Annotated in this window: 24 protein-coding genes; 22 read left to right on the top strand and 2 right to left on the bottom strand. The window is 69.5% G+C overall.

Annotated elements, in window-relative coordinates; genetic code table 11:
• Positions 1-150 precede the first annotated feature (150 nt).
• From rpsH to map, 9 genes are all read left to right on the top strand, one after another.
• Positions 151-549 carry a 30S ribosomal protein S8 gene (rpsH, locus tag BIU95_RS02155; protein ID WP_017885519.1) on the top strand — a complete coding sequence of 133 codons (399 nt, stop codon included), beginning with the start codon at positions 151-153 and terminating at the stop codon, positions 547-549.
• 6 nt (positions 550-555) lie between these two features.
• Positions 556-1,092 (top strand): 50S ribosomal protein L6, encoded by a 537-nt coding sequence (rplF, locus tag BIU95_RS02160; protein WP_017885518.1) that lies wholly within the window; start codon positions 556-558, stop codon positions 1,090-1,092.
• 2 nt (positions 1,093-1,094) lie between these two features.
• Positions 1,095-1,469, top strand: coding sequence for a 50S ribosomal protein L18 (gene rplR / locus BIU95_RS02165; RefSeq protein WP_031259041.1), 375 nt, complete (start codon positions 1,095-1,097; stop codon positions 1,467-1,469).
• A complete protein-coding gene (gene rpsE / locus BIU95_RS19020) occupies positions 1,466-2,314 on the top strand; it encodes a 30S ribosomal protein S5 (RefSeq protein WP_017885516.1) in 849 nt (282 codons plus the stop codon). The genes rplR and rpsE overlap by 4 nt, the downstream gene beginning before the upstream one ends.
• The gene (gene rpmD, locus BIU95_RS02175) at positions 2,314-2,499 is read left to right on the top strand and encodes a 50S ribosomal protein L30 (RefSeq protein ID WP_017885515.1); all 186 of its coding nucleotides are present in this window, start codon (positions 2,314-2,316) and stop codon (positions 2,497-2,499) included. Before rpsE ends, rpmD begins: the two co-directional genes overlap by 1 nt.
• Complete coding sequence (gene rplO, locus BIU95_RS02180) at positions 2,496-2,960, top strand: 50S ribosomal protein L15 (RefSeq protein ID WP_017885514.1); 465 nt, start codon at positions 2,496-2,498, stop codon at positions 2,958-2,960. Before rpmD ends, rplO begins: the two co-directional genes overlap by 4 nt.
• Before the next feature lie 147 nt (positions 2,961-3,107).
• Entirely contained in the window at positions 3,108-4,430 is a 1,323-nt protein-coding gene (secY, locus tag BIU95_RS02185) for a preprotein translocase subunit SecY (protein ID WP_017885513.1), read from the top strand.
• Entirely contained in the window at positions 4,427-5,017 is a 591-nt protein-coding gene (locus tag BIU95_RS02190) for an adenylate kinase (RefSeq protein WP_017885512.1), read from the top strand. Before secY ends, BIU95_RS02190 begins: the two co-directional genes overlap by 4 nt.
• 8 nt (positions 5,018-5,025) lie before the next feature.
• The gene (gene map, locus BIU95_RS02195) at positions 5,026-5,856 is read left to right on the top strand and encodes a type I methionyl aminopeptidase (protein ID WP_031259040.1); all 831 of its coding nucleotides are present in this window, start codon (positions 5,026-5,028) and stop codon (positions 5,854-5,856) included.
• 142 nt (positions 5,857-5,998) lie between these two features.
• Here the strand turns inward: map and BIU95_RS02200 are convergent, their stop codons facing one another.
• A complete protein-coding gene (locus tag BIU95_RS02200) occupies positions 5,999-7,297 on the bottom strand; it encodes an LCP family protein (protein ID WP_071250148.1) in 1,299 nt (432 codons plus the stop codon).
• Positions 7,298-7,593: 296 nt separating this feature from the next.
• On the opposite strand from BIU95_RS02200, the gene infA reads away from it, so the two are divergent.
• The 13 genes from infA (at position 7,594) to glmM (ending at position 19,641) form a co-directional block, all read left to right on the top strand.
• A complete protein-coding gene (gene infA, locus BIU95_RS02205) occupies positions 7,594-7,815 on the top strand; it encodes a translation initiation factor IF-1 (protein WP_017885509.1) in 222 nt (73 codons plus the stop codon).
• Between the two features lie 70 nt (positions 7,816-7,885).
• A complete protein-coding gene (gene rpmJ, locus BIU95_RS17665; RefSeq protein ID WP_022903266.1) occupies positions 7,886-8,002 on the top strand; it encodes a 50S ribosomal protein L36 in 117 nt (38 codons plus the stop codon).
• A 186-nt stretch (positions 8,003-8,188) separates the two neighbouring features.
• Positions 8,189-8,563 (top strand): 30S ribosomal protein S13, encoded by a 375-nt coding sequence (rpsM, locus tag BIU95_RS02210; RefSeq protein WP_017885508.1) that lies wholly within the window; start codon positions 8,189-8,191, stop codon positions 8,561-8,563.
• Positions 8,564-8,572: 9 nt separating this feature from the next.
• The gene (gene rpsK / locus BIU95_RS02215; RefSeq protein WP_017885507.1) at positions 8,573-8,971 is read left to right on the top strand and encodes a 30S ribosomal protein S11; all 399 of its coding nucleotides are present in this window, start codon (positions 8,573-8,575) and stop codon (positions 8,969-8,971) included.
• Positions 8,972-9,176: 205 nt separating this feature from the next.
• On the top strand, positions 9,177-10,172 hold the full coding sequence (locus BIU95_RS02220; RefSeq protein WP_017885506.1) for a DNA-directed RNA polymerase subunit alpha: 996 nt from the start codon (positions 9,177-9,179) through the stop codon (positions 10,170-10,172).
• A 63-nt stretch (positions 10,173-10,235) separates the two neighbouring features.
• Positions 10,236-10,802 (top strand): 50S ribosomal protein L17, encoded by a 567-nt coding sequence (gene rplQ, locus BIU95_RS02225; RefSeq protein WP_042537495.1) that lies wholly within the window; start codon positions 10,236-10,238, stop codon positions 10,800-10,802.
• Positions 10,803-10,943: 141 nt separating this feature from the next.
• Positions 10,944-12,062 carry an aromatic acid exporter family protein gene (locus BIU95_RS02230; protein ID WP_056072035.1) on the top strand — a complete coding sequence of 373 codons (1,119 nt, stop codon included), beginning with the start codon at positions 10,944-10,946 and terminating at the stop codon, positions 12,060-12,062.
• Positions 12,063-12,138: 76 nt separating this feature from the next.
• Positions 12,139-13,047 carry a tRNA pseudouridine(38-40) synthase TruA gene (gene truA / locus BIU95_RS02235; protein ID WP_175470701.1) on the top strand — a complete coding sequence of 303 codons (909 nt, stop codon included), beginning with the start codon at positions 12,139-12,141 and terminating at the stop codon, positions 13,045-13,047.
• Positions 13,044-13,787 carry an MBL fold metallo-hydrolase gene (locus BIU95_RS02240; RefSeq protein WP_071250150.1) on the top strand — a complete coding sequence of 248 codons (744 nt, stop codon included), beginning with the start codon at positions 13,044-13,046 and terminating at the stop codon, positions 13,785-13,787. The genes truA and BIU95_RS02240 overlap by 4 nt, the downstream gene beginning before the upstream one ends.
• Before the next feature lie 84 nt (positions 13,788-13,871).
• The gene (locus tag BIU95_RS02245) at positions 13,872-16,943 is read left to right on the top strand and encodes an ExeM/NucH family extracellular endonuclease (protein ID WP_071250152.1); all 3,072 of its coding nucleotides are present in this window, start codon (positions 13,872-13,874) and stop codon (positions 16,941-16,943) included.
• Between the two features lie 332 nt (positions 16,944-17,275).
• Positions 17,276-17,722: a 50S ribosomal protein L13 gene (rplM, locus tag BIU95_RS02250; RefSeq protein ID WP_017885500.1), complete on the top strand. Its 447-nt coding sequence runs from the start codon at positions 17,276-17,278 to the stop codon at positions 17,720-17,722.
• Positions 17,723-17,759: 37 nt separating this feature from the next.
• On the top strand, positions 17,760-18,245 hold the full coding sequence (gene rpsI / locus BIU95_RS02255) for a 30S ribosomal protein S9 (protein ID WP_017885499.1): 486 nt from the start codon (positions 17,760-17,762) through the stop codon (positions 18,243-18,245).
• A gap of 22 nt (positions 18,246-18,267) precedes the next feature.
• A complete protein-coding gene (gene glmM / locus BIU95_RS02260) occupies positions 18,268-19,641 on the top strand; it encodes a phosphoglucosamine mutase (protein WP_017885498.1) in 1,374 nt (457 codons plus the stop codon).
• A 94-nt stretch (positions 19,642-19,735) separates the two neighbouring features.
• On the opposite strand, the gene coaA is transcribed toward glmM, so the two are convergent.
• Positions 19,736-20,680: a type I pantothenate kinase gene (gene coaA, locus BIU95_RS02265; protein WP_056072020.1), complete on the bottom strand. Its 945-nt coding sequence runs from the start codon at positions 20,678-20,680 to the stop codon at positions 19,736-19,738.
• Positions 20,681-20,717 lie beyond the last annotated feature (37 nt).

A 20,717-nucleotide genomic window follows, 5' to 3' on the forward strand; every position in this document is an offset into this window, starting at 1 on the left:
ACTTCGAGCAGTGCGGGCCGGAGGATTCACGTCCTCCGGCCCGCACGCACGAACACACCGATCTCGGGGAACCGCCCCGGGATCACTCGATCGCTCAGGTCGGCATTCGTGGAACGGGTGTCGAAACCAGGCGAGAAATGGACGAACATCATGACGATGACCGATCCGGTCGCAGACATGCTGACCAGATTGCGGAACGCGAACTCCGCGCACCACGACGCAGTCGCGCTCCCGAGCTCCAAGCTCAAGAAGAACATCGCCGACATCCTCAAGCGTGAGGGCTACATCAGCGAGTGGAAGGTGGAGGACGCCCGAGTCGGGCAGACCCTCACCATCGACCTGAAGTACGGCCCCGAGCGCGAGCGTTCGATCGCCGGCATCAAGCGCGTCTCGAAGCCGGGCCTCCGGGTCTACGCGAAGTCGACGGAGATCCCCCAGGTCCTCGGTGGCCTCGGTGTGGCGATCCTCTCGACCTCCTCCGGCCTCCTGACCGACCGCGAAGCCGAGCAGAAGGGCGTGGGTGGGGAAGTCCTCGCCTACGTGTGGTGATCGACAATGTCACGAATCGGACGTCTCCCCATCGACATCCCCGCCGGCGTCACCGTCTCCGTTGACGGTCAGAACGTGGCGGTCAAGGGCCCGAAGGGCGAGCTCGCGCTCGTCATCGCGGAGCCCATCCAGGCCAAGGTCGAGGAGAACCAGGTCCTCGTCACCCGTCCGGACGACGAGCGCGAGTCGCGTTCGCTCCACGGACTGACCCGGACCCTCATCGCCAACAACATCATCGGCGTGACCCAGGGCTACACCAAGGGCCTCGAGGTCGTCGGCACCGGTTACCGTGTCGCGGCCAAGGGCTCGAACCTCGAGTTCGCGCTCGGGTACTCCCACTCGATCACGGTCGAGCCGCCGGCGGGCATCAGCTTCGCGGTGGAGGGCAACAACAAGGTCACCGTCGCCGGTATCGACAAGCAGGCTGTCGGCGAGGTCGCCGCGAACATCCGGAAGCTCCGGAAGCCCGAGCCCTACAAGGGCAAGGGTGTCCGTTACGCCGGCGAGAACGTGCGCCGCAAGGCCGGAAAGTCAGGTAAGTGATCATGGGACTCCTCAAGACACGAGGCAAGAGCAAGGCGGCCGCCAAGGCGCGTCGTCACAACCGTCTCCGCAAGAAGATCACCGGCACCGAGGCTCGTCCCCGTCTCGCCGTCACCCGCTCGTCGCGTCACGTGTTCGTGCAGGTCATCGACGACGCGAAGGGTCACACCCTCGCCAGCGCCTCGACGATGGAGGCAGACCTCCGCTCGTTCGACGGCGACAAGACCGCCAAGGCCCGTCGCGTCGGTGAGCTCCTCGCCGAGCGCGCGAAGTCGGCTGGCGTCGAGGCCGTGGTCTTCGACCGCGGTGGCAGCAAGTACGCCGGTCGCGTCGCCGCGATCGCCGATGGTGCCCGTGAAGGAGGGCTGAACCTGTGAGCGACAACGCGAACACCAACGAAGACGCCAAGACCGAGGCCGTCGAGGCCACGGAGACCGAGGCAGTCGAGACCACGGAGGCCACCGAGGCGAGCACGGAGGCCACGGCCACCGATGCGACCGCCGAGGCACCTGCCGAGGGCGCCAAGACCGGCAAGGAGGCGGAGGCACCTGCCGTCGCCGAGCGTCCGGTCGAGACCGCCGCGGGTTCCGCGTCCAACAACCGCGACTCCGCTGACAACCGTGGCCGTCGTGGTGGCGGTCGTGACCGTCAGCAGGGCCGTGACCGCAACAACCGCGGTGGCGACAGCCAGTTCCTCGAGCGCGTGGTGACCATCAACCGCGTGTCGAAGGTCGTCAAGGGTGGTCGTCGCTTCAGCTTCACGGCGCTCGTCGTCGTCGGCGACGGCAACGGCCTCGTGGGCGTCGGCTACGGCAAGGCCAAGGAGGTCCCCACGGCGATCTCCAAGGGCGTCGAAGAGGCGAAGAAGAACTTCTTCCGCGTCCCCCGCGTCGGCAACACGATCCCGCACCCGGTGCAGGGTGAAGCCGCCGCTGGCGTCGTCCTCCTGCGTCCGGCAGGCCCCGGTACCGGTGTCATCGCCGGTGGTCCGGTCCGCGCCGTGCTCGAGTGCGCCGGCATCCACGACGTGCTGAGCAAGTCGCTCGGCTCGTCGAACACCATCAACATCGTGCACGCGACCGTCGAGGCTCTGAAGCAGCTCGAGGAGCCCCGCGCCGTCGCGAGCCGTCGTGGCCTCGACGTCGAGCGGGTCGTCCCGGCCCGTCTGCTCCAGGCCGAGGCCGCAGCCCTGCGTGCCGCGACCGAGAAGGCAGGTGCGTGATGGCGATGCTGAAGATCACGCAGATCAAGTCCGTTATCAGCGAGAAGCAGTACCAGCGCGACACCCTGCGCAGCCTGGGCCTCAAGCGCATCGGCCGTTCGGTCGAGCGTGAGGACAACTCCCAGAACCGCGGGTACATCGCGACGGTGGCGCACCTCGTGAAGGTCGAGGAGGTCGACGCATGAGCGACGAGAAGAACGAGCGCGTGCAGGTGCTGAAGCTGCACCACCTCCGTCCCGCAGAGGGCGCCAAGAAGGACCGCACCCGTGTGGGTCGCGGTGAGGGCTCGAAGGGCAAGACCGCTGGGCGTGGTACCAAGGGCACGAAGGCCCGTTACCAGGTCCGGGTCGGCTTCGAGGGTGGGCAGATGCCGCTGCACATGCGCACCCCGAAGCTCCGCGGGTTCAAGAACCCGTTCCGGGTCGAGTACCAGGTCGTGAACCTGGACAAGATCTCGGAGCTCTACCCCGATGGTGGCGACGTCACCGTTGCGGGCCTGGTCGCCAAGGGCGCCGTCCGCAAGAACGAGAAGGTCAAGGTTCTCGGTCAGGGTGACATCACCGTGAAGATCACGGTCGCGGTCGACAAGGTCTCGGCGTCCGCCGCCGAGAAGATCGTGGCTGCTGGCGGCACCGTCTCCCAGTAACCCCCGTCGGCGGCCCGTGCGTTTGCGCACGGGCCGCCGTTACGGTTTCCTTGACAGTGGCCGGCATCCGCCAGCCGGGTCGGCCCTGCCGACCGAAACCGGTCCGGCCGCGATCGACGGCCCCGGTCCCACAAGTTCGGAGTCATCGTGTTCAGAGCGGTCGCGCGCATCATGCGCACCCCTGATCTTCGCAAGAAGATCGGCTTCACCCTCGCGATCATCGCGCTGTTCCGTCTCGGGTCGTACATCCCGGCACCGTTCGTCGACTACACCGCTGTGCAGAGCTGTCTCGCCAGCGCGTCGTCCTCCGGCGGCCTCTACGACCTGATCAACCTCTTCTCCGGCGGCGCGCTGCTGAAGCTCTCGGTCTTCGCGCTCGGCATCATGCCGTACATCACGTCGTCGATCATCGTGCAGCTGCTGCGCGTGGTCATCCCGCACTTCGACACCCTCTACAAGGAGGGCCAGTCGGGCCAGGCGAAGCTGACGCAGTACACGCGGTACCTCACGATCGCGCTGGGCGTCCTGCAGTCCACGACCCTGATCACGGTCGCTCGTTCCGGCGCCCTGTTCGGCACCAACGCCTCCGCCTCCTGCACGTCGATCATCTCGAACGACAGCTGGTACGCCATCATGCTGATGGTCGTCACGCTGACCGCCGGCACCGGCATCATCATGTGGATGGGCGAGCTCGTCACCGAGCGCGGCATCGGCAACGGCATGTCGCTCCTGATCTTCACGTCGATCGCGGCGCAGTTCCCGTCGGCGCTCTGGGCGATCGAGCAGTCGCAGTCCTTCGAACTCTTCCTGTTCGTGATCCTCGTCGGACTCGTGATCATGATGGCCGTCGTGTTCGTGGAGCAGTCACAGCGCCGGATCCCCGTGCAGTACGCCAAGCGCATGGTCGGGCGGCGGACGTACGGCGGCAACAACACGTACATCCCGATCAAGGTGAACATGGCCGGCGTCGTGCCCGTCATCTTCGCCTCGTCGCTGCTGTACCTGCCGGCCCTGGTCGCGCAGTTCAACCAGCCCTCCGACGGCTCCGAGCCGGCCGCGTGGGTGACGTGGGTCCAGAACAACCTGACCTCGGGTGACAACTGGTTCTACATGGTCCTGTACTTCCTGCTCATCGTCGGGTTCACGTACTTCTACGTGGCGATCACCTTCAACCCCGAAGAGGTCGCCGACAACATGAAGAAGTACGGCGGGTTCATCCCCGGCATCCGTGCCGGGCGTCCGACCGCCGAGTACCTCGACTACGTCCTCACCCGGGTGACGCTGCCCGGCTCGCTCTACCTCGGTCTCATCGCGCTCATCCCGCTGGCAGCACTGGCGCTGTTCGGCGCGAACCAGAACTTCCCGTTCGGTGGCGCGAGCATCCTCATCATCGTGGGTGTCGGTCTCGAGACCGTGAAGCAGATCGACTCCCAGCTGCAGCAGCGTCACTACGAAGGGCTTCTCCGTTGAGCGCACGTCTCATCATCGTCGGACCTCCCGGAGCCGGGAAGGGCACCCAGGCCGGCCGCATCGCCGAGTCCTTCGGGATCCCCGCCATCTCGACCGGGGACATCTTCCGCAAGAACGTGGCAGAGGGCACGCCCCTCGGCGTCCAGGCGAAGGCGATCATGGACGCCGGCGACTACGTGCCGGACTCGCTCACGAACGAGCTCGTCAAGTCCCGTCTGCAGGAGCCGGACGCCGAGAACGGGTTCCTGCTCGACGGCTACCCCCGGACTGTCGGCCAGGTCGAGTACCTCGACGCACTGCTCGCTGAGCAGGGCACCGGGATCGACGCCGTCGTGCAGCTCGTCGCGGACCAGGACGAGCTCGTCGGTCGCCTGCTGAAGCGTGCTGAGGACCAGGGCCGCAGCGACGACAACGAGGAGACGATCCGTCGTCGTCAGCAGGTCTACGCCGAGCAGACGGCGCCCATCGTGGCGGCGTACGGCGAGCGTGGCCTGGTGGTCGACGTCGACGGCCTCGGCGGCATCGACGAGGTCGGCGACCGGATCCAGACCGCACTGTCGGGTCGCGGGCTCGCCGCGGCCGTCTGACCAGCGTGGTGCGGTTCCGGAAGCCCTCGATCTACAAGACCCCGGACGAGCTCCGGGCGATGGTCCGCCCGGGGCTGCTGACGGCTGAGGCGCTGGACGCCGTCCGTGCAGCGATCCGTCCCGGCGTCACCACCGGTGCGCTCGACGTGATCGCGGAGCGCACGATCCGCGACGGCGGCGGCATCCCGAACTTCCAGCTCGTCCCCGGCTACCGCCACACCTTGTGCGTCTCGGTGAACGACGAGATCGTGCACGGGATCCCCGGCGACCGCGTGCTCGCGCCCGGTGACATCGTGTCGGTCGACGCCGGTGCCGAGGTCGACGGTTGGAACGGCGACAGCGCCTTCACGACCGTCGTCCCCGGTGGCGACGAGACGGTCACGGTGGCTCGGCAGGCGCTCTGCGACACGACGGAGCGGTCGCTCTGGCACGGCATCGCAGCACTGGCCAGCGCCAAGAACCTGCACGAGGTCGGCTCGGCGGTCGAGGACGCGATCGACGAGACCGGTTCGTGGGGCATCGTCGAGGACTACACCGGCCACGGCATCGGCCGGTCGATGCACGAGGAACCACCCGTCTTCAACTACCGCGTCCGTGGCGCCGGTCCGGCCGTCAAGCCCGGCCTGGTGGTCGCCATCGAGCCCATGGTCACGGCCGGGTCGATCGACAGCTCGACGGACGACGACGACTGGACGGTCCGCACGCTGGACGGCAAGGACGCCGCCCACTGGGAGCACAGCGTCGCGGTGCACGCGTCCGGCATCTGGGTGCTCACCGCCGCCGACGGCGGCGCACGGGGCCTGGCCCCGCTGGGCGTGACGCCCGTCCCGATCCCGTAGGGCGGGCCTCCAGGGCTGGGCCTGATGGCCTGACGACCTGGAGGCGCGGCCCGGGTCCGCCCCGCCGGGTCCCCGTGTGTGCGGCGCGCGCTCAGGGCGCGTCAGGCGGACCGTGCGGGTGGGCGACCGACGGCGGCAGCCGTCAGTTGCCGACGGAGCAGGTCTGCTCCGAGGCGCTCTGCCCGGTGATCGACGAGGGCAGCGGTGTCGCCGACGCGGCCGGCGTCCGGGTGGCCGTTGCGCTCGACGAGGGTGCGGGGGTACCGGCAGGAGACGAACCGCCAGTCGACGTTCCCGACGATCCCGACGATCCCGACGACCCCGACGACCCGGTCGTGCCCGACGATCCGCCGCTCGACGTCGACTCCTCGGACGCCCGGCCGGTGCTCGAGTCGCTCAGCGAGGACCGGACGTCGTTCTGCAGCGCCACGTTGAGCGTGTGCGCGGTCTCCTGGTCGACGACCACGCGCGCGTTGTCGGCGGGGTCGTCGACGACGGGGTACTGCACGAAGAGCATGTTGGCCGTGCTCATCCCACGCAGGGCGGCGGCGAGCTTGACCAGTGTCCCGGTCTGCGCCAGCCCGTCGGAGAGCGTCATGTTGGACAGCGCGGCGCCGGCCAGCTTGTAGAGCGTGATGGGGTTCGAGAGGGTGCCGTCCGAGGTGACCTTGCGGAGCAGCGCCGAGAGGAACACCTGCTGCGAGCTGATCCGGGCCAGGTCGCTGCCGTCCCCGACACCGTGGCGACTGCGCAGGAAGGCCAGGGCGTCCGTGCCCTGGAGCGAGTGCGAGCCCTTCGTCAGGTGCAGGCCGGTGAACGTGTCGTCGATCGGCTGGGCGACGCAGACGTCGACGCCGCCCAGGGCGTTCGACATCTCGATGACACCGTCGAAGGTGATCAGGCCGGCGTAGGGGATGCTCAGGCCGGTCAGGTTCTCGACCGTGTCCACGACGCAGGAGACACCGCCGTTGCCGAGTGCGGTGTTGAACATCGCCGACGTCGCGGCGGGGTAGGTCGTGCCGGTCGCGGGGTTCGTGCACGCCGGGATCGGGACCATCAGGTCACGGGGGAAGCTGACCGCGGTGAGCTGCTGGTGGTCGGCCGAGATGTGGATGAGCATCGTGACGTCGTTGCGAGCGCCCTCGACGTCCTCGTCGGAGTCGAACTGGCCGACACGGGTGTCGCTGCCGATGAGCAGGATGTTCGCCCCGCCCTTGATCGCCGAGATGTCGGCGGTCTTCGCGGTGCTCTGGTCGTCGGTGCTGAGCGCGACGGTCCGGGGAGCGGAGGACAGCTGTGCGCCGGCGATCGCGGCGACGCTCGTGCCGCTGACGAGCAGGACGGCGACGGCGGACGCCACGACGGTGACGAGCGTGCCCCAACCCCGGCGACGGGCCTGCTTGCCGTGACTGGCGAAGGGGCGTCGTGTGGCGTCGGGCACGTGTTCTCCGTTCGGTGGTCCGTCGCGTTGGCTGCTGGTGCGGCGGACGTGGCTGCGGAGCAAAACTACGGTTCGCACGCATGAGCGCGCCCGGAGCGCGCCGTCAAACCACTGTGGAACGCTCAGACACTGCTCCGGAAGCCCCAGACGTGGGGTGTTCCGCGCCCCCACTTGGCAATTGCGGGTTTACCACATAAGATCGATCTTTGGTGTGTCATGCCCTCTCGGGTGTGGCGACCGACCCGCAGACCGGTTCGGGGATCACACCTGTTCCACAACCAAGCGACAGTGAGGCTATGGCCAAGAAAGACGGCGTCATCGAGATCGAAGGCTCGGTGCTCGAAGCTCTGCCCAACGCGATGTTCCGCGTTGAGCTGACGAACGGACACAAGGTCCTCGCGCACATCTCCGGGAAGATGCGCCAGCACTACATCCGCATCCTCCCCGAGGACCGCGTGATCGTGGAGCTGAGCCCGTACGACCTGACCCGCGGCCGGATCGTCTACCGCTACAAGTGATCCGCGAGCTGGAAAGGAACGGCACGGCAATCCTGCCGAGCACGAAGCCAGCGAGCACGAGGAAAGAACCATGAAGGTCAACCCCAGCGTCAAGCCCATCTGCGAACACTGCCGTGTGATTCGCCGCAAGGGCCGCGTCATGGTGATCTGCAAGAGCAACCCGCGTCACAAGCAGCGCCAGGGCTAGTCCCGGGCGCGTGACCGGCGCCGACGGTGTCCCTCGGACACCAGGCTGCTCGAGCACGACCCACAACTGAAGATCGACAACGCAGTACCAGAACCCGACCGCACGACGGCCGGGGGACACCTCGGGGCGGAGGCCCGAGCACCGGTACTGCGCCACACCTCCATCGACAACAGGAGCAGCCATCACATGGCACGTCTAGCAGGCGTCGACATCCCGCGCGAGAAGCGCGTGGAGATCGCACTCACGTACATCTACGGCGTCGGCCGTACCCGCGCCGTCCAGGCACTGACGGAGACCGGTATCTCCGGTGACATCCGCGTCAAGGACCTGACCGACGACCAGCTCGTCGCCCTCCGTGACTTCATCGAGGGCAACTTCAAGGTCGAGGGTGACCTCCGCCGTGAGGTCGCCGCCGACATCCGACGCAAGGTCGAGATCGGCAGCTACGAGGGTCTCCGCCACCGTCGTGGTCTCCCGGTGCGCGGTCAGCGCACCAAGACCAACGCTCGTACCCGCAAGGGACCGAAGCGCACCGTGGCAGGCAAGAAGAAGGCTCGATAGGAGACCCCGATGGCTACCCCCAAGACTGCCGCGCGCAAGCCGCGCCGCAAGGAGAAGAAGAACGTCGCTGTGGGCCAGGCCCACATCAAGAGCACGTTCAACAACACGATCGTCAGCATCACCGACCCGTCGGGTGCCGTCCTCAGCTGGGCGTCCTCGGGTGCCGTGGGCTTCAAGGGTTCGCGCAAGTCGACGCCGTTCGCGGCGCAGCTCGCTGCCGAGTCCGCTGCGCGTCAGGCGCAGGAGCACGGCGTCAAGAAGGTCGACGTCTTCGTGAAGGGCCCGGGTTCGGGTCGCGAGACCGCGATCCGTTCCCTCCAGGCCGCTGGCCTCGAGGTCGGCTCGATCAACGACGTCACGCCGCAGGCGCACAACGGGTGCCGCCCGCCCAAGCGCCGCCGCGTCTGACGCGAGGAGCAACCGGCCGCGCCCTGCTCGTCCCCTGACCGGATCCGTTCCGGCGAGGGCGGGCAGGGCCCGCGGCCATTCCTGGTCGTTCGATCGCGCACGTGTGTGCGCGTGATCACAACTCAACAGACCCGTCGGGGCCCATGCGGCCCCGTCGTACCGCCAAGTGTCATATAGCGGACACTTCGCCGAAAGGAATCCCACAGTGCTCATTGCACAGCGCCCCACCCTGACCGAGGAGCCGATCTCCGAGCACCGCTCGCGCTTCGTCATCGAGCCGCTCGAGCCCGGCTTCGGGTACACCCTCGGCAACTCGCTGCGCCGCACGCTCCTCTCCTCGATCCCCGGCGCGGCTGTCACCAGCATCCGCATCGACGGCGTCCTCCACGAGTTCAGCACCGTTCCCGGTGTCAAGGAAGACGTCACCGAGATCATCCTCAACATCAAGAGCCTGGTCGTCTCCAGCGAGCACGACGAGCCCATCACGGCGTACCTGCGCAAGCAGGGTGCCGGTCAGGTCACCGCAGCGGACATCTCCGCTCCGGCCGGCGTCGAGATCCACAACCCGGAACTCGTCATCGCGACCCTGAACGACACCGCGCGCTTCGAGCTCGAGCTGACGATCGAGCGTGGCCGTGGCTACGTCTCGGCGACGCAGAACCGTTCCGAGTTCAGCGAAGCCGGTCAGATCCCGATCGACTCGATCTACTCGCCCGTCCTCAAGGTCACCTACCGCGTCGAGGCGACGCGTGCCGGTGAGCGCACGGACTTCGACCGCCTGGTCGTCGACGTCGAAGCGAAGCCGGCCATCACGCCGCGCGACGCCATCGCGTCGGCCGGTCGCACGCTGGTCGAGCTGTTCGGGCTCGCTCGCGAGCTCAACACGGCGGCCGAGGGCATCGAGATCGGCCCCGCGCCGGTCGACGCCGTGCTCTCGAACGAACTGCAGACCCCGATCGAGGACCTCGACCTGTCGGTCCGCAGCTACAACTGCCTGAAGCGGGAGGGCATCAACACGGTGTCCGAGCTCGTCGCCCTGTCGGAGACGCAGCTCATGAACATCCGCAACTTCGGTCAGAAGTCGGTGGACGAGGTCAAGGACAAGCTCACCGAGCTCGGCCTGTCCCTCAAGGACACCGTCCCCGGATTCGACGGCGCCCACTTCTACAGCGGGTACGACGAGGACGAGTCCAACAACTGACCTCGCGCTCACGCGCAAGCGCGCTGACACCGCGCGCACCACTTTCACCACTGGAGAACTGACATGCCGAAGCCCACCAAGGGCCCCCGCCTCGGTGGCGGTCCCGCCCACGAGCGCCTGCTCCTGAGCAACCTCGCCAACGCCCTCTTCACGCACGGTCGCATCACGACCACCGAGACGAAGGCCAAGCGCCTCCGTCCGGTCGCGGAGCGTCTCATCACGTTCGCGAAGCGCGGCGACCTGCACGCGCGTCGTCGTGTGATCAGCATCCTGCGCGACAAGTCCGTCGTGCACACGCTGTTCACCGAGATCGCCCCCCAGGTCGAGGACCGCCAGGGTGGTTACACCCGCATCACGAAGCTCGGCTTCCGCAAGGGCGACAACGCCCCGCTGGCGTCGATCGAGCTCGTCCTCGAGCCCGTCTCGAGCACGCCCGCTCCGGTCAAGCGCAACTCGGCTCCGGCCGCTGCTGCCGCCCCGGCCGCCGACGAGACCACCGAGGAGGCCCCGGTCGAGGAGACCGAGACCACCGAGGAGTCCGCCCCGGTCGAGACCGAGTCCGAGACCGAGGCAGCTGCCGAGGTCGAGGCCGACGCCGCCGAGAAGTCGGACGACGCCGACACCAAGTAGTCCGGTGCGCCTCTGGCGCGCTGCACCACCACGACGAAGCCCCCGCGACCCAGGTCGCGGGGGCTTCGTCGTGCCCGAGGCTGGTCGTGCTCACCGACTGCTCCGCGTAACGTCACCGGCCGGGTGCGACGGAGGGAAGTCATGGCGTTCCAGCACGTAGCGGGTCTGGGGACACGGGTCTGGCGGTGGAGCCGGACCTCGGGCACGCAGCCGCGCCTGCTGCACGCCGGCAAGGCCGCTGCCGCCGCGGTGATCGCCTGGTTCGTGGCGCAGCACATGCCGGGCGTCGCGGCCGAGTACCCCTACTACGCACCGCTCGGTGCCGTCGTCGCGATGCAGACCACGGTGTTCGCGGGCATCCGGAGCGGCGTGCAGACCCTGGTCGGGATCGCGCTCGGCATCCTGATCGCCGGGTTCACGATGTGGGTCGGGGACCCCGGTTTCCTGGCGATCGCCCTGGCGGTCGGCGTCGGTGTGCTCGTCGGTGGGTTCCGCGTGCTGGGCGAGGGCAGCTCGTGGGTGTCCACCGCGGCGCTCTTCGTGCTGCTCGTCGGCGGTGCGCACGCCGAGGGCTACTCGCTCGGGTACCTGGTGCAGATGGCCGTGGGCGTGGTCGTCGGGCTGCTCGTCAACTTCCTGGTGTTCCCGCCGCTGCACTTCTGGGACGCCGAACACCGCATCGACGCGGTGAACGGCGTGCTCGCCGATCACCTCGACGGCCTGGCTGCCGTGCTCGAGGAGGGCAAGCGCGACGAGAAGGCGTGGGACCACCAGCAGGACCGCCTGGACCGCGCCATCGCCGACGTGCGGTCGCGCGTGGCGATCGCGCACGAGAGCCGACGGCTCAACCCCCGCGGTGCCCTGCGCGGATCCCGCGCACGGCTCCAGAAGGACGGTGGACGCTTCCGCGCGCTGGAACGGGTCGCCTGGTACACGACGGACCTCACCGAGCTCGTGGCGCGCTCCGGCCCGGTTTCCGAGGGCGTCGGGCGGCCGGACCCCGCCTTCGCCACGCCCATCGCCGAGGCGCTCCGGAAGATCGCCAGCACGATCCGCGGCGACTCCCCGGAGGACCAGGCCGAGGCGGCGATCGCCGACCTCGAGCAAGCGCTCGACGCCTCGCGCGAGAACCCCTCCCACGTCGCCGTCACGTCGGCCGCGCTCGTCGCCCTGCGCGGGATCGTCGAGTCCGAGCGACGCGCCACCGACGACCTCGACACCCGCACGGGCCCGTCAGCGTTCGGTCGGCCGCGCGGCTGAACGGGTGCAGGCAGCCACGACCCGGTGGACGGGGCACCGGCCGGGAGGCACGGACCACCCCCGCTACGGTGGTCACGTGGACGAGACGGCCGGGTTGCAGGATTCCGACAGCACCGCCGACGTGCGGCTGCGGCTCGACATCGCCTACGACGGGGCTGCGTTCTCCGGGTGGGCACGGCAGCCCGGGCTCCGGACCGTGCAGGGTGCCCTCGAAGCCGCCCTCGCCACCGTCTTCACCCGCTGGGGCGAACCGCCGCTGCTCACCGTCGCCGGACGCACCGATGCAGGCGTGCACGCCACCGGGCAGGTCGCGCACCTGGACCTGTCGGCAGAGCAGTGGGCAGCACTCACCGGGAAGCGTGGGTCGGGCCGCTCACCCCTCGACGGGTTGCGCAAGCGGGTGAACGGCATCGCGGCACCCGAGGGGGACGTCGTCGTCACCGGGGCCTCGGTGGCGCCCGCCGGGTTCGACGCCCGGTTCTCGCCACTCTGGCGCCGGTACGAGTACCGGATCGCGGACGCCGACGCCCCGCGCGATCCACGTCGGCGGGGGCACACGCTCTGGCACGCGGCGCGGCTCGATCCGGCAGCGATGGAGCGCGGTGCGCTGACGCTGCTCGGGCTGCACGACTTCGCGACGTTCTGCAAGCCGCGCGAGGGGGCGACCACCATCCGGACGTTGCAGCAGTTCCGCTGGGACCGCGAGCCGGACGGCGTGCTGGTGGCGCGCCTCCAGGCCGACGCCTTCTGCCACTCGATGGTGCGGGCCATGGTCGGCGCGACCATCGCCGTCGGCGAGGGCCGCTTCGGCCCGGACCGCCTCGAGGAACTGCGCGTCGCCGAGGAACGCACCAGCGCGTTCAAGACGGCGCCCGCGAAGGGACTGACCCTGACCGAGGTGGGCTACCCGGCGGACGCTGCGCTCGCGGAGCGGGCGGAGCAGACCCGGGCCCGACGCTCGGCGGACGGTACCGTCGAGGGATGAGCCCGCGCGAACCCCGTTCCGTCGTGTCCGTCGCCCCCGGAGTCGTCTTCGTCGAGGGCCCGGTGTCGAACTGGGTGGTGCTGGCGGAGGAGGACGGCGTCGCGCTCATCGACGCGGGGTACCCGGCCGACACGGACCTGGTGCTCGACACCGTGCGCGCCGCCGGACACGACCCCGCCGACCTCCGACGCGTCTACGTCACGCACGGACACGTCGACCACGTCGGCGGCATCCCCGGGATCCTGGAGCGGTACCCGCACGTCGAGGTGCTCGCGCACGCCGACGAGCTCGACAACGTCCGCGGGCCGGAGCGGCAGCAGGTCACCCCGGCGGAGATCGGCGGTCGGCTCGCCAGCCCACGCGTCCTCGCCTGGTTGGCACGGGCGATCCGGTCGGACGCCCTGCGGCCCACCACCGTGCCGTCGGCGCGTGCGTTCACGGGCGCGCACTTCGCGGGACGCGCGATCGCGCCGTTCCCGGCCGTCGGGCACACCGACGGTTCGACGGCGTACCTGCTGCCCGCAGCCGACGCGATCGTGACGGGCGACGCGGTCGTCAGTCGCCACGACACCCAGCCCGGGTCGTGGGCCCCGCGGCCGCGGATGATCACGCCGTTCTTCACCGCCGACCAGGACCGCGCGCTCGAGTCGGCGCGGGCGCTGCCGTTCCCGGCACTGGTACTGCCCGGACACGGACCAGCCGTGCGGCGCGTGGGCGGGACCTGGCTGCCGATCGGCTGATGCCGCCGCATCGCTGATGTTGCCGAACGCAATCATTCACCTCAGCGCAACCTGAATGTCCCCGCAGGTCGGTAGCGTGCGGGCATGGCCAACACCCTCGGGCGCACTCTGCTGTGCGCCACGGCGGCCGCGACGCTCCTCGCGGCACCACTCGTCACCGTCACCGCAGCGTCAGCGAACCCCGAGGGGACCGGCCTCGTCATCGAGGAGGCCTACCTGAAGGCGGGCAGCAAGGGCGCCTCCTACAACCAGAAGTTCGTCGAGATCGGCAACCCGACCGACGCCCCGGTGTCGCTCGACGGGTGGTCGCTGCAGTACCGCTCCGCGACGGGCACCGGCACCTTCTCGGCCAGCGCGCTCGCGGGCACCGTGCCGGCGAAGGGCACCTTCCTGGTGTCGATGGCGGGCAACGGCGGGGCCACCGCGGCCGGCGAGGACCTGCCCGCCGCCGACGACACCGCGTCGCTCACCCCGTCGGGCACCACGGGCACCCTCGTGCTCTCCGACGCCACCGCACCGCTGGCGCTCGCCGCCGGACCCGTCGCCGCAGGCACCGACGGCGTCGTCGACCTGCTCGGCTACGGCGCCTCGAACACGTTCGAGTCGACCGTCCGCACCGTGACCGGGGACAACTCGGTGCCGAACGGCCTGGTCCGCCAGGGCACCACGGACACCGACGTCAACGGCGCGGACTTCTCGGTGACGACGACGCTCACCCCGCGGAACGCCGCGGGCGAGACGACGGCGCCGACCGAACCCACGGACCCGACCCACCCGGGCGACGGCGGGACCCCCACGCCCGGCACCCCCGCCGAGACGGTGACCATCGCCCAGCTGCAGGGCACGACGGACACCTCGCCGTACGCCGGCAAGAACGTCACGACCGACGGCGTCGTCACCGCGGTGTACGGCACCGGTGGCTTCGACGGCTACACGATCCAGACCGCCGGCACCGGCGGCGCGATCGACCTCGGCGCCCACACCGCGTCCGACGCCGTGTTCGTGTTCTCGTCCGCCACCGCCGGACTGGTGCAGCGGGGCGACCACGTCCGCGTCACCGGCGCCGTGTCCGAGTACTTCGGCCTGACCGAGCTCACGGTGTCCGGTGCCTCGTCGCTGCAGCAGCTCGACGACACCGTCGCGGCACCGCAGCCCGCCGCGGTCGCGTTCCTGTCGTCCGACGCCCAGCGGGAGTCGCTCGAGAGCATGCTCGTCGCTCCCCAGGGCGCGTACACCGTCGCCGACAACTACACGACGAACCAGTACGGCGAGGTCGTGCTCGCCAGTGGGACGAAGCGTCTGGTCCAGCCGACCGAGGTCGGTCGCCCCGGCAGCGCCGAGGCGAAGGCCGTCGAGGCCGACAACGCCGCGCGCAAGGTCACGCTCGACGACGGCGCGAGCACGAACTTCCTCACCCAGGCGAACCAGGGCATCCCGGTGTCGTGGCTCACCCAGGGCCCGGTCACCGTCGGGGCCGCCGCCACCTTCACCGAGCCGGTCGTCCTCGACTACCGCAACAACGGGTGGAAGTTCCAGCCGACCGCGCCGATCACCGGTGCGACCCCGGCGGCCGACCTGCCGGCGTCGTTCTCGAAGGTGCGCCAGCCGGCACCGCAGGACGTCGGCGGTGACCTGAAGCTCGCCGGCTTCAACGTGCTCAACTACTTCCCGACCACGGGCGACGAGCTCACCGGCTGCAAGTACTACACCGACCGTGCCGGCGACCCCGTCACGGTGAACTCCGGTTGCGACGCCCGCGGCGCCGCTGAGCAGGAGGACTTCCTGCGCCAGCAGGTCAAGATCGTCAAGGCCATCAACGGGCTGGACGCCGACGTCGTCTCGCTCGAGGAGATCGAGAACTCGGCCCGCTTCGGCCAGGACCGCGACGCCGCCGTGGCCACCCTGGTCGACGCACTCAACGCCGCCACCGGCCAGGACACCTGGGCGTACGCGAAGTCCCCGGCCGTCGTGCCCGCGAGCGAGGACGTCATCCGCCTCGCACTCATCTACAAGAAGGCCCGCGTCGAGCCCGTCGGCGAGTCCACGATCCTGCTCGACGACGCGTTCACGAACGCCCGCCAGCCCGTCGCGGACGCGTTCCGCCCGGTCGGTGGCACCGCGGACGACGACTTCCTGGTGATCGCGAACCACTTCAAGTCCAAGGGCTCCGGCACCGGTGAGAACGCCGACCAGGGTGACGGGCAGGGAGCGTCGAACGCGTCCCGCGTGGCCCAGGCGAAGGCCCTCGTGACCTTCTCCAGCGCCATGCAGGACCAGTACGGCACCGACAAGGTGTTCATGCTCGGCGACTTCAACGCCTACAGCAAGGAGGACCCGGTGGTCGTCCTCGACGACGCCGGCTACACCGACCTCGGCCCGGCTCGGGACAGCACCGAGTACTCCTACGTGTTCTCCGGCCTGAGCGGTTCGCTCGACCACGTGTTCGCCTCGAAGGCCGCACTCGAGACGGTCACGGGCGTGGACATCTGGAACATCAACTCGGTCGAGTCGGTGGGCCTGGAGTACAGCCGCTACAACTACAACGCGACGAACCTGTACACCGACGACGTGTACCGGGCGAGCGACCACGACCCGATCCTGGTCGGCTTCGACCTGGACGCCCCGGGCACGGACCCGGGCACCGAGCCCGGGACCGACCCGACCCCGGTGCCGAGCCCGACGCCCTCGAAGCCGACCCCCGCTCCGACCCCGTCGGCTCCCGGGGCGGTGCCGCCGGTGGCCCCGTCGGAGACCGGTCTCACCGACGCGAACCGCGGGAGCGTCTCGGCGCCGTCGTCGGCTCGTGCGGGGGAGACCATCACGGTGACGGTGGGCACGCAGTACGCGGGTGACGTCGTGGACGTGTGGTTGTACTCGACCCCGACGCTGATCGGAACGGTGACGGTCGGCGCTGACGGCACGGTGCGCGTCACGATCCCGGCGGACACCTCCGCTGGTGCGCACCGGTTGGCGGTGACGGCTGCGGACGGCACGCTGATCGGGTGGACCCCGATCACGATCACCGCGGACGGGCAGCTCGCGTTCACGGGCGCTTCCGGGGTCGGTGCCGGTGCGCTGGTGGCGTTCCTGTTGCTCGCGGCGGGTGCGGGTGTGCTGATCGTGCGTCGCCGCCGTCGGGCTGCGGCGGCGGAGTAGTCCCCACGCCCCACGTCGGGGCGATGAGTGTGCAGAAGACGTCGGGTTCGCGGTGCGGACCCGACGTCTTCTGCTCACCCATGCGCGGTGGGCGCGACCGCGCGGCGGACGGGAGGCGCGGTGCGGGGCCGCCCCGCGCCTCCGGGCCGCGGGTGGCCGCGTTTGACCGACGCACCCCGCGTCGGCTAGGCTCTCACCTTGGTCTGTGCGCCCCGCGCGCGGACAGTCAGATGAGCCCTCCAACCGAGGTGTTCCCCGTGCTTCTGCCCGCGGAACTCCCGACCGGAGTGGGATTCACGGACTCCTCACCTCGACACGAAAGCAGCACTCCTGTGACTCGCACGTTCTCACCGAAGCCGGCAGACGTCCAGCACGACTGGATCGTCATCGACGCCACCGACGTCGTCCTCGGCCGTCTCGCCACCCACGCCGCGGCGCTCCTGCGCGGCAAGCACAAGGCCACCTTCGCCCAGCACATGGACATGGGTGACTACGTCATCATCGTGAACGCCGACAAGGTCGCACTGACCGGTTCGAAGCTCGCGAAGAAGGTCTACTACCGTCACTCGGGGTACCCGGGCGGCCTGACGGCGACCTCCTACCCGGAGATGCTCGAGAAGCACCCCACCCGCGCCGTCGAGAAGGCGATCCGCGGCATGCTGCCGAAGAACACCCTCGGCCGCGAGCAGCTCAAGAAGCTGAAGGTCTACGCCGGCGCGGAGCACCCGCACGCCGCGCAGCAGCCCAAGGCGTACATCTTCGACCAGGTCGCACAGTAGTTCCGGCCACGACGACTTCAAGGACATAGAGAAACTCATGGCTCAGATCGCTGATTCCCTCGACCAGACCCCGGAGAGCTTCACCACGGAGAGCGCACCCGCCGCTGCCGAGGCTGCTCCCCGTCAGATCCTCAACGTCTCCGGCGGTGCCGTCGGGCGCCGCAAGGAGGCCATCGCGCGCGTTCGCCTCGTTCCGGGCTCCGGCACGTTCGTCGTGAACGGTCGCACGCTCGAGGACTACTTCCCGAACAAGCTGCACCAGCAGCTCATCAACGACCCGTTCAAGGTGCTCGAGCTCCTCGGCTCGTACGACGTCGTCGCCCGCATCACCGGTGGCGGCCCCTCGGGTCAGGCCGGCGCGCTCCGCCTCGCCATCGCCCGCACCCTGAACGAGATCGACCGCGAGAACAACCGCGCGGCCCTCAAGAAGGCCGGCTTCCTCACCCGTGACGCCCGCGTCATCGAGCGCAAGAAGGCCGGTCTCAAGAAGGCCCGCAAGGCGTCGCAGTTCTCGAAGCGCTAGTCGTCACCGGCTGAAGATCGCCATGCCGCGTCTGTTCGGTACCGACGGGGTTCGTGGTCTCGCCAACGGCGAGCTGACGGCCGCGCTCGCACTGGGTCTTGCCCAGGCGAGCGCGGCCGTCCTCACACACGGACACCATGCCGACGCCCGCCGGGCGTCGGGTCGACCGCGCCCGCGCGCGGTCCTCGCGCGTGACCCGCGCGTCTCCGGCGAGTTCCTCGGTGCCGCCGTCGCGGCCGGGCTCGCCTCGGCCGGCGTCGACGTGCTCGACGCCGGGGTCATCCCCACGCCCGCTGCGGCGTTCCTCGTCGCGGACATCGACGCCGACTTCGGCGTGATGATCTCCGCGTCGCACAACCCCGCTCCCGACAACGGGATCAAGTTCTTCGCCACGGGTGGTCGCAAGCTGCCGGACGAGGTCGAGGACCGCATCGAAGCGGCCATGCACGACCACTCCGCACCGACCCCCACCGGCATCGACGTCGGGCGCATCTCGCGGTTCGCCGACGCCGAGGACCGCTACGTCGTCCACCTGCTCGGCACGCTGCCGCACCGGCTCGACGGCATCCACGTCGTGCTCGACTGCGCCAACGGTGCCGCCGCTGGCGTCTCACCCGAGGTCTTCGTCAACGCGGGTGCCCGCGTGACGCTCATCGGTGCCGACCCCGACGGTTGGAACATCAACGACGGCGTCGGGTCGACCCACATCGACAACCTGTCGCGCGCCGTGCTCGAAGCCGGCGCGGACGTCGGCATCGCGCACGACGGCGACGCGGACCGTTGCCTGGCGGTCGACGCCGCGGGCAACGCGATCGACGGCGACCAGATCATGGCGATCCTGGCGTTGTCGCTGCAGGAGCGCGGACGCCTGAAGGACGACACCCTCGTCGCGACGGTCATGTCGAACCTCGGGCTCAAGCGGGCCATGGCCGACGCGGGCATCACCGTGATCGAGGCCGGTGTGGGCGACCGCTACGTGCTCGAGAAGATGACCGAGGGCGACTACTCCATCGGTGGCGAGCAGTCCGGCCACATCATCTTCAACGAGTTCGCCACCACGGGCGACGGCATCCTCACCGGGCTCCACCTGGTCGCCGAGATGGCGCGGACGGGCAAGACCCTGCAGGAGCTCGCCTCGTGCATGACGGTGTTCCCGCAGGTGCTGCTCAACGTCCGTGGCGTCGACCGTCACGGGCTCGCCGACCAGGGCGTGCAGGACGCCGTGACTGCGGCGTCCGTGGCACTCGGCGACACCGGTCGCGTGCTGCTCCGACCCTCCGGCACCGAGCCGGTCGTGCGGGTCATGGTCGAGGCTGCGTCGCAGGACGACGCCCAGCGCATCGCCGAGGAGCTCGCCGCCGTCGTGCAGGACCGCCTGGCGCTCGACGCCGCGTAGGGTTCCCCTCCGCAAGACACCGGTGTTCGCCGGTTGAACACGCGCAGGACGCGGTTCAGCTCGCGAACACCGGTGTTTTGCTGCCCGCTCCCGTTCAGATCTTGCGGAGCAGGACCGAGTTCACCTTGTGGTTCGCGCCCTTCTTCAGCACCAGGGTGGCGCGGGAGCGCGTGGGCAGCACGTTCTCGAGCAGGTTCGGCTCGTTGATCGCCCGCCAGACCTCGGTCGCCGTCCGCACCGCGTCCTCACGCGAGAGCGAGGCGAACCGGTGGAAGAACGAGTCGGGGCTCGAGAACGCCTCTTCCTGCAGGGCGAGGAACCGGTCGACGTACCAGGACTCGATGTCCTTGGTCTTCGCGTCCACGTAGATCGTGAAGTCGAACAGGTCGGACAGCGCGAGCCGCCCGTGCACCGGGGGCGCCAGCACGTTGAGACCCTCGACGATGAGCACGTCGGGCTGCCGGACGACGATCTCGGCATCAGGCACGATGTCGTAGACCAGGTGCGAGTAGTACGGTGCCCGGACCTCGGTTGCCCCGCTCTTCACCTGGCTCACGAAGCGCAGCAGGGAGCGGCGGTCGTACGACTCCGGGAAGCCCTTGCGGTCCATGATCCCGCGGCGCTCCAGCTCGGCGTTCGGGTACAGGAAGCCGTCGGTCGTCACGAGCTCCACGCGAGGGGTGTCCGGCCAGCGCTTCGTCAGCTCCCGCAGCAGACGGGCGACGGTGGACTTGCCGACGGCGACGGAACCCGCGACGCCGATGACGAACGGCGTGCGTCCGGCGCGCTCACCCAGGAACCGGCTCGTCTCGGCGTGCAGGTTCCGTGCGCCGGCCGCGTAGAGCGTGAGCAGGCGGGACAGGGGCAGGTAGACCTCCTGCACCTCCTGCATGTCCAACCGGTCGCCGAGTCCGCGCAGCTGCACGATCTCGGTCTCGGTGAGCGACAGGTGCTCCTTGGGTGCGAGCTGCGACCACTCGGCACGCGGGATCTCCACGAACGGGGTCGGGTGCGCGACGGCGGTCTCCGGGATCGGCATGGGATCGAGCGTACAGACGGGAGGCCCGGGGCACGTG

It is taken from the genome of Curtobacterium sp. MCBA15_007, assembly GCF_001864905.1.
GTDB lineage: Bacteria > Actinomycetota > Actinomycetes > Actinomycetales > Microbacteriaceae > Curtobacterium > Curtobacterium poinsettiae.

What these genes read in the sequence shown, in the direction of transcription:
- rpmJ (WP_022903266.1), top strand. Translation starts at nt 7,886, where the DNA reads ATGAAGGTCAACCCCAGCGTCAAGCCCATCTGCGAACACTGCCGTGTG.
- rpsK (WP_017885507.1), top strand. Translation starts at nt 8,573, where the DNA reads ATGGCTACCCCCAAGACTGCCGCGCGCAAGCCGCGCCGCAAGGAGAAG.
- rpmD (WP_017885515.1), top strand. Translation starts at nt 2,314, where the DNA reads ATGGCGATGCTGAAGATCACGCAGATCAAGTCCGTTATCAGCGAGAAG.
- coaA (WP_056072020.1), bottom strand. Translation starts at nt 20,680, where the DNA reads ATGCCGATCCCGGAGACCGCCGTCGCGCACCCGACCCCGTTCGTGGAG.
- rplO (WP_017885514.1), top strand. Translation starts at nt 2,496, where the DNA reads ATGAGCGACGAGAAGAACGAGCGCGTGCAGGTGCTGAAGCTGCACCAC.
- glmM (WP_017885498.1), top strand. Translation starts at nt 18,268, where the DNA reads ATGCCGCGTCTGTTCGGTACCGACGGGGTTCGTGGTCTCGCCAACGGC.
- rplQ (WP_042537495.1), top strand. Translation starts at nt 10,236, where the DNA reads ATGCCGAAGCCCACCAAGGGCCCCCGCCTCGGTGGCGGTCCCGCCCAC.
- rpsI (WP_017885499.1), top strand. Translation starts at nt 17,760, where the DNA reads ATGGCTCAGATCGCTGATTCCCTCGACCAGACCCCGGAGAGCTTCACC.
- BIU95_RS02245 (WP_071250152.1), top strand. Translation starts at nt 13,872, where the DNA reads ATGGCCAACACCCTCGGGCGCACTCTGCTGTGCGCCACGGCGGCCGCG.
- rpsM (WP_017885508.1), top strand. Translation starts at nt 8,189, where the DNA reads ATGGCACGTCTAGCAGGCGTCGACATCCCGCGCGAGAAGCGCGTGGAG.
- rplF (WP_017885518.1), top strand. Translation starts at nt 556, where the DNA reads ATGTCACGAATCGGACGTCTCCCCATCGACATCCCCGCCGGCGTCACC.
- BIU95_RS02240 (WP_071250150.1), top strand. Translation starts at nt 13,044, where the DNA reads ATGAGCCCGCGCGAACCCCGTTCCGTCGTGTCCGTCGCCCCCGGAGTC.
- infA (WP_017885509.1), top strand. Translation starts at nt 7,594, where the DNA reads ATGGCCAAGAAAGACGGCGTCATCGAGATCGAAGGCTCGGTGCTCGAA.
- rpsH (WP_017885519.1), top strand. Translation starts at nt 151, where the DNA reads ATGACGATGACCGATCCGGTCGCAGACATGCTGACCAGATTGCGGAAC.
- BIU95_RS02230 (WP_056072035.1), top strand. Translation starts at nt 10,944, where the DNA reads ATGGCGTTCCAGCACGTAGCGGGTCTGGGGACACGGGTCTGGCGGTGG.
- rplR (WP_031259041.1), top strand. Translation starts at nt 1,095, where the DNA reads ATGGGACTCCTCAAGACACGAGGCAAGAGCAAGGCGGCCGCCAAGGCG.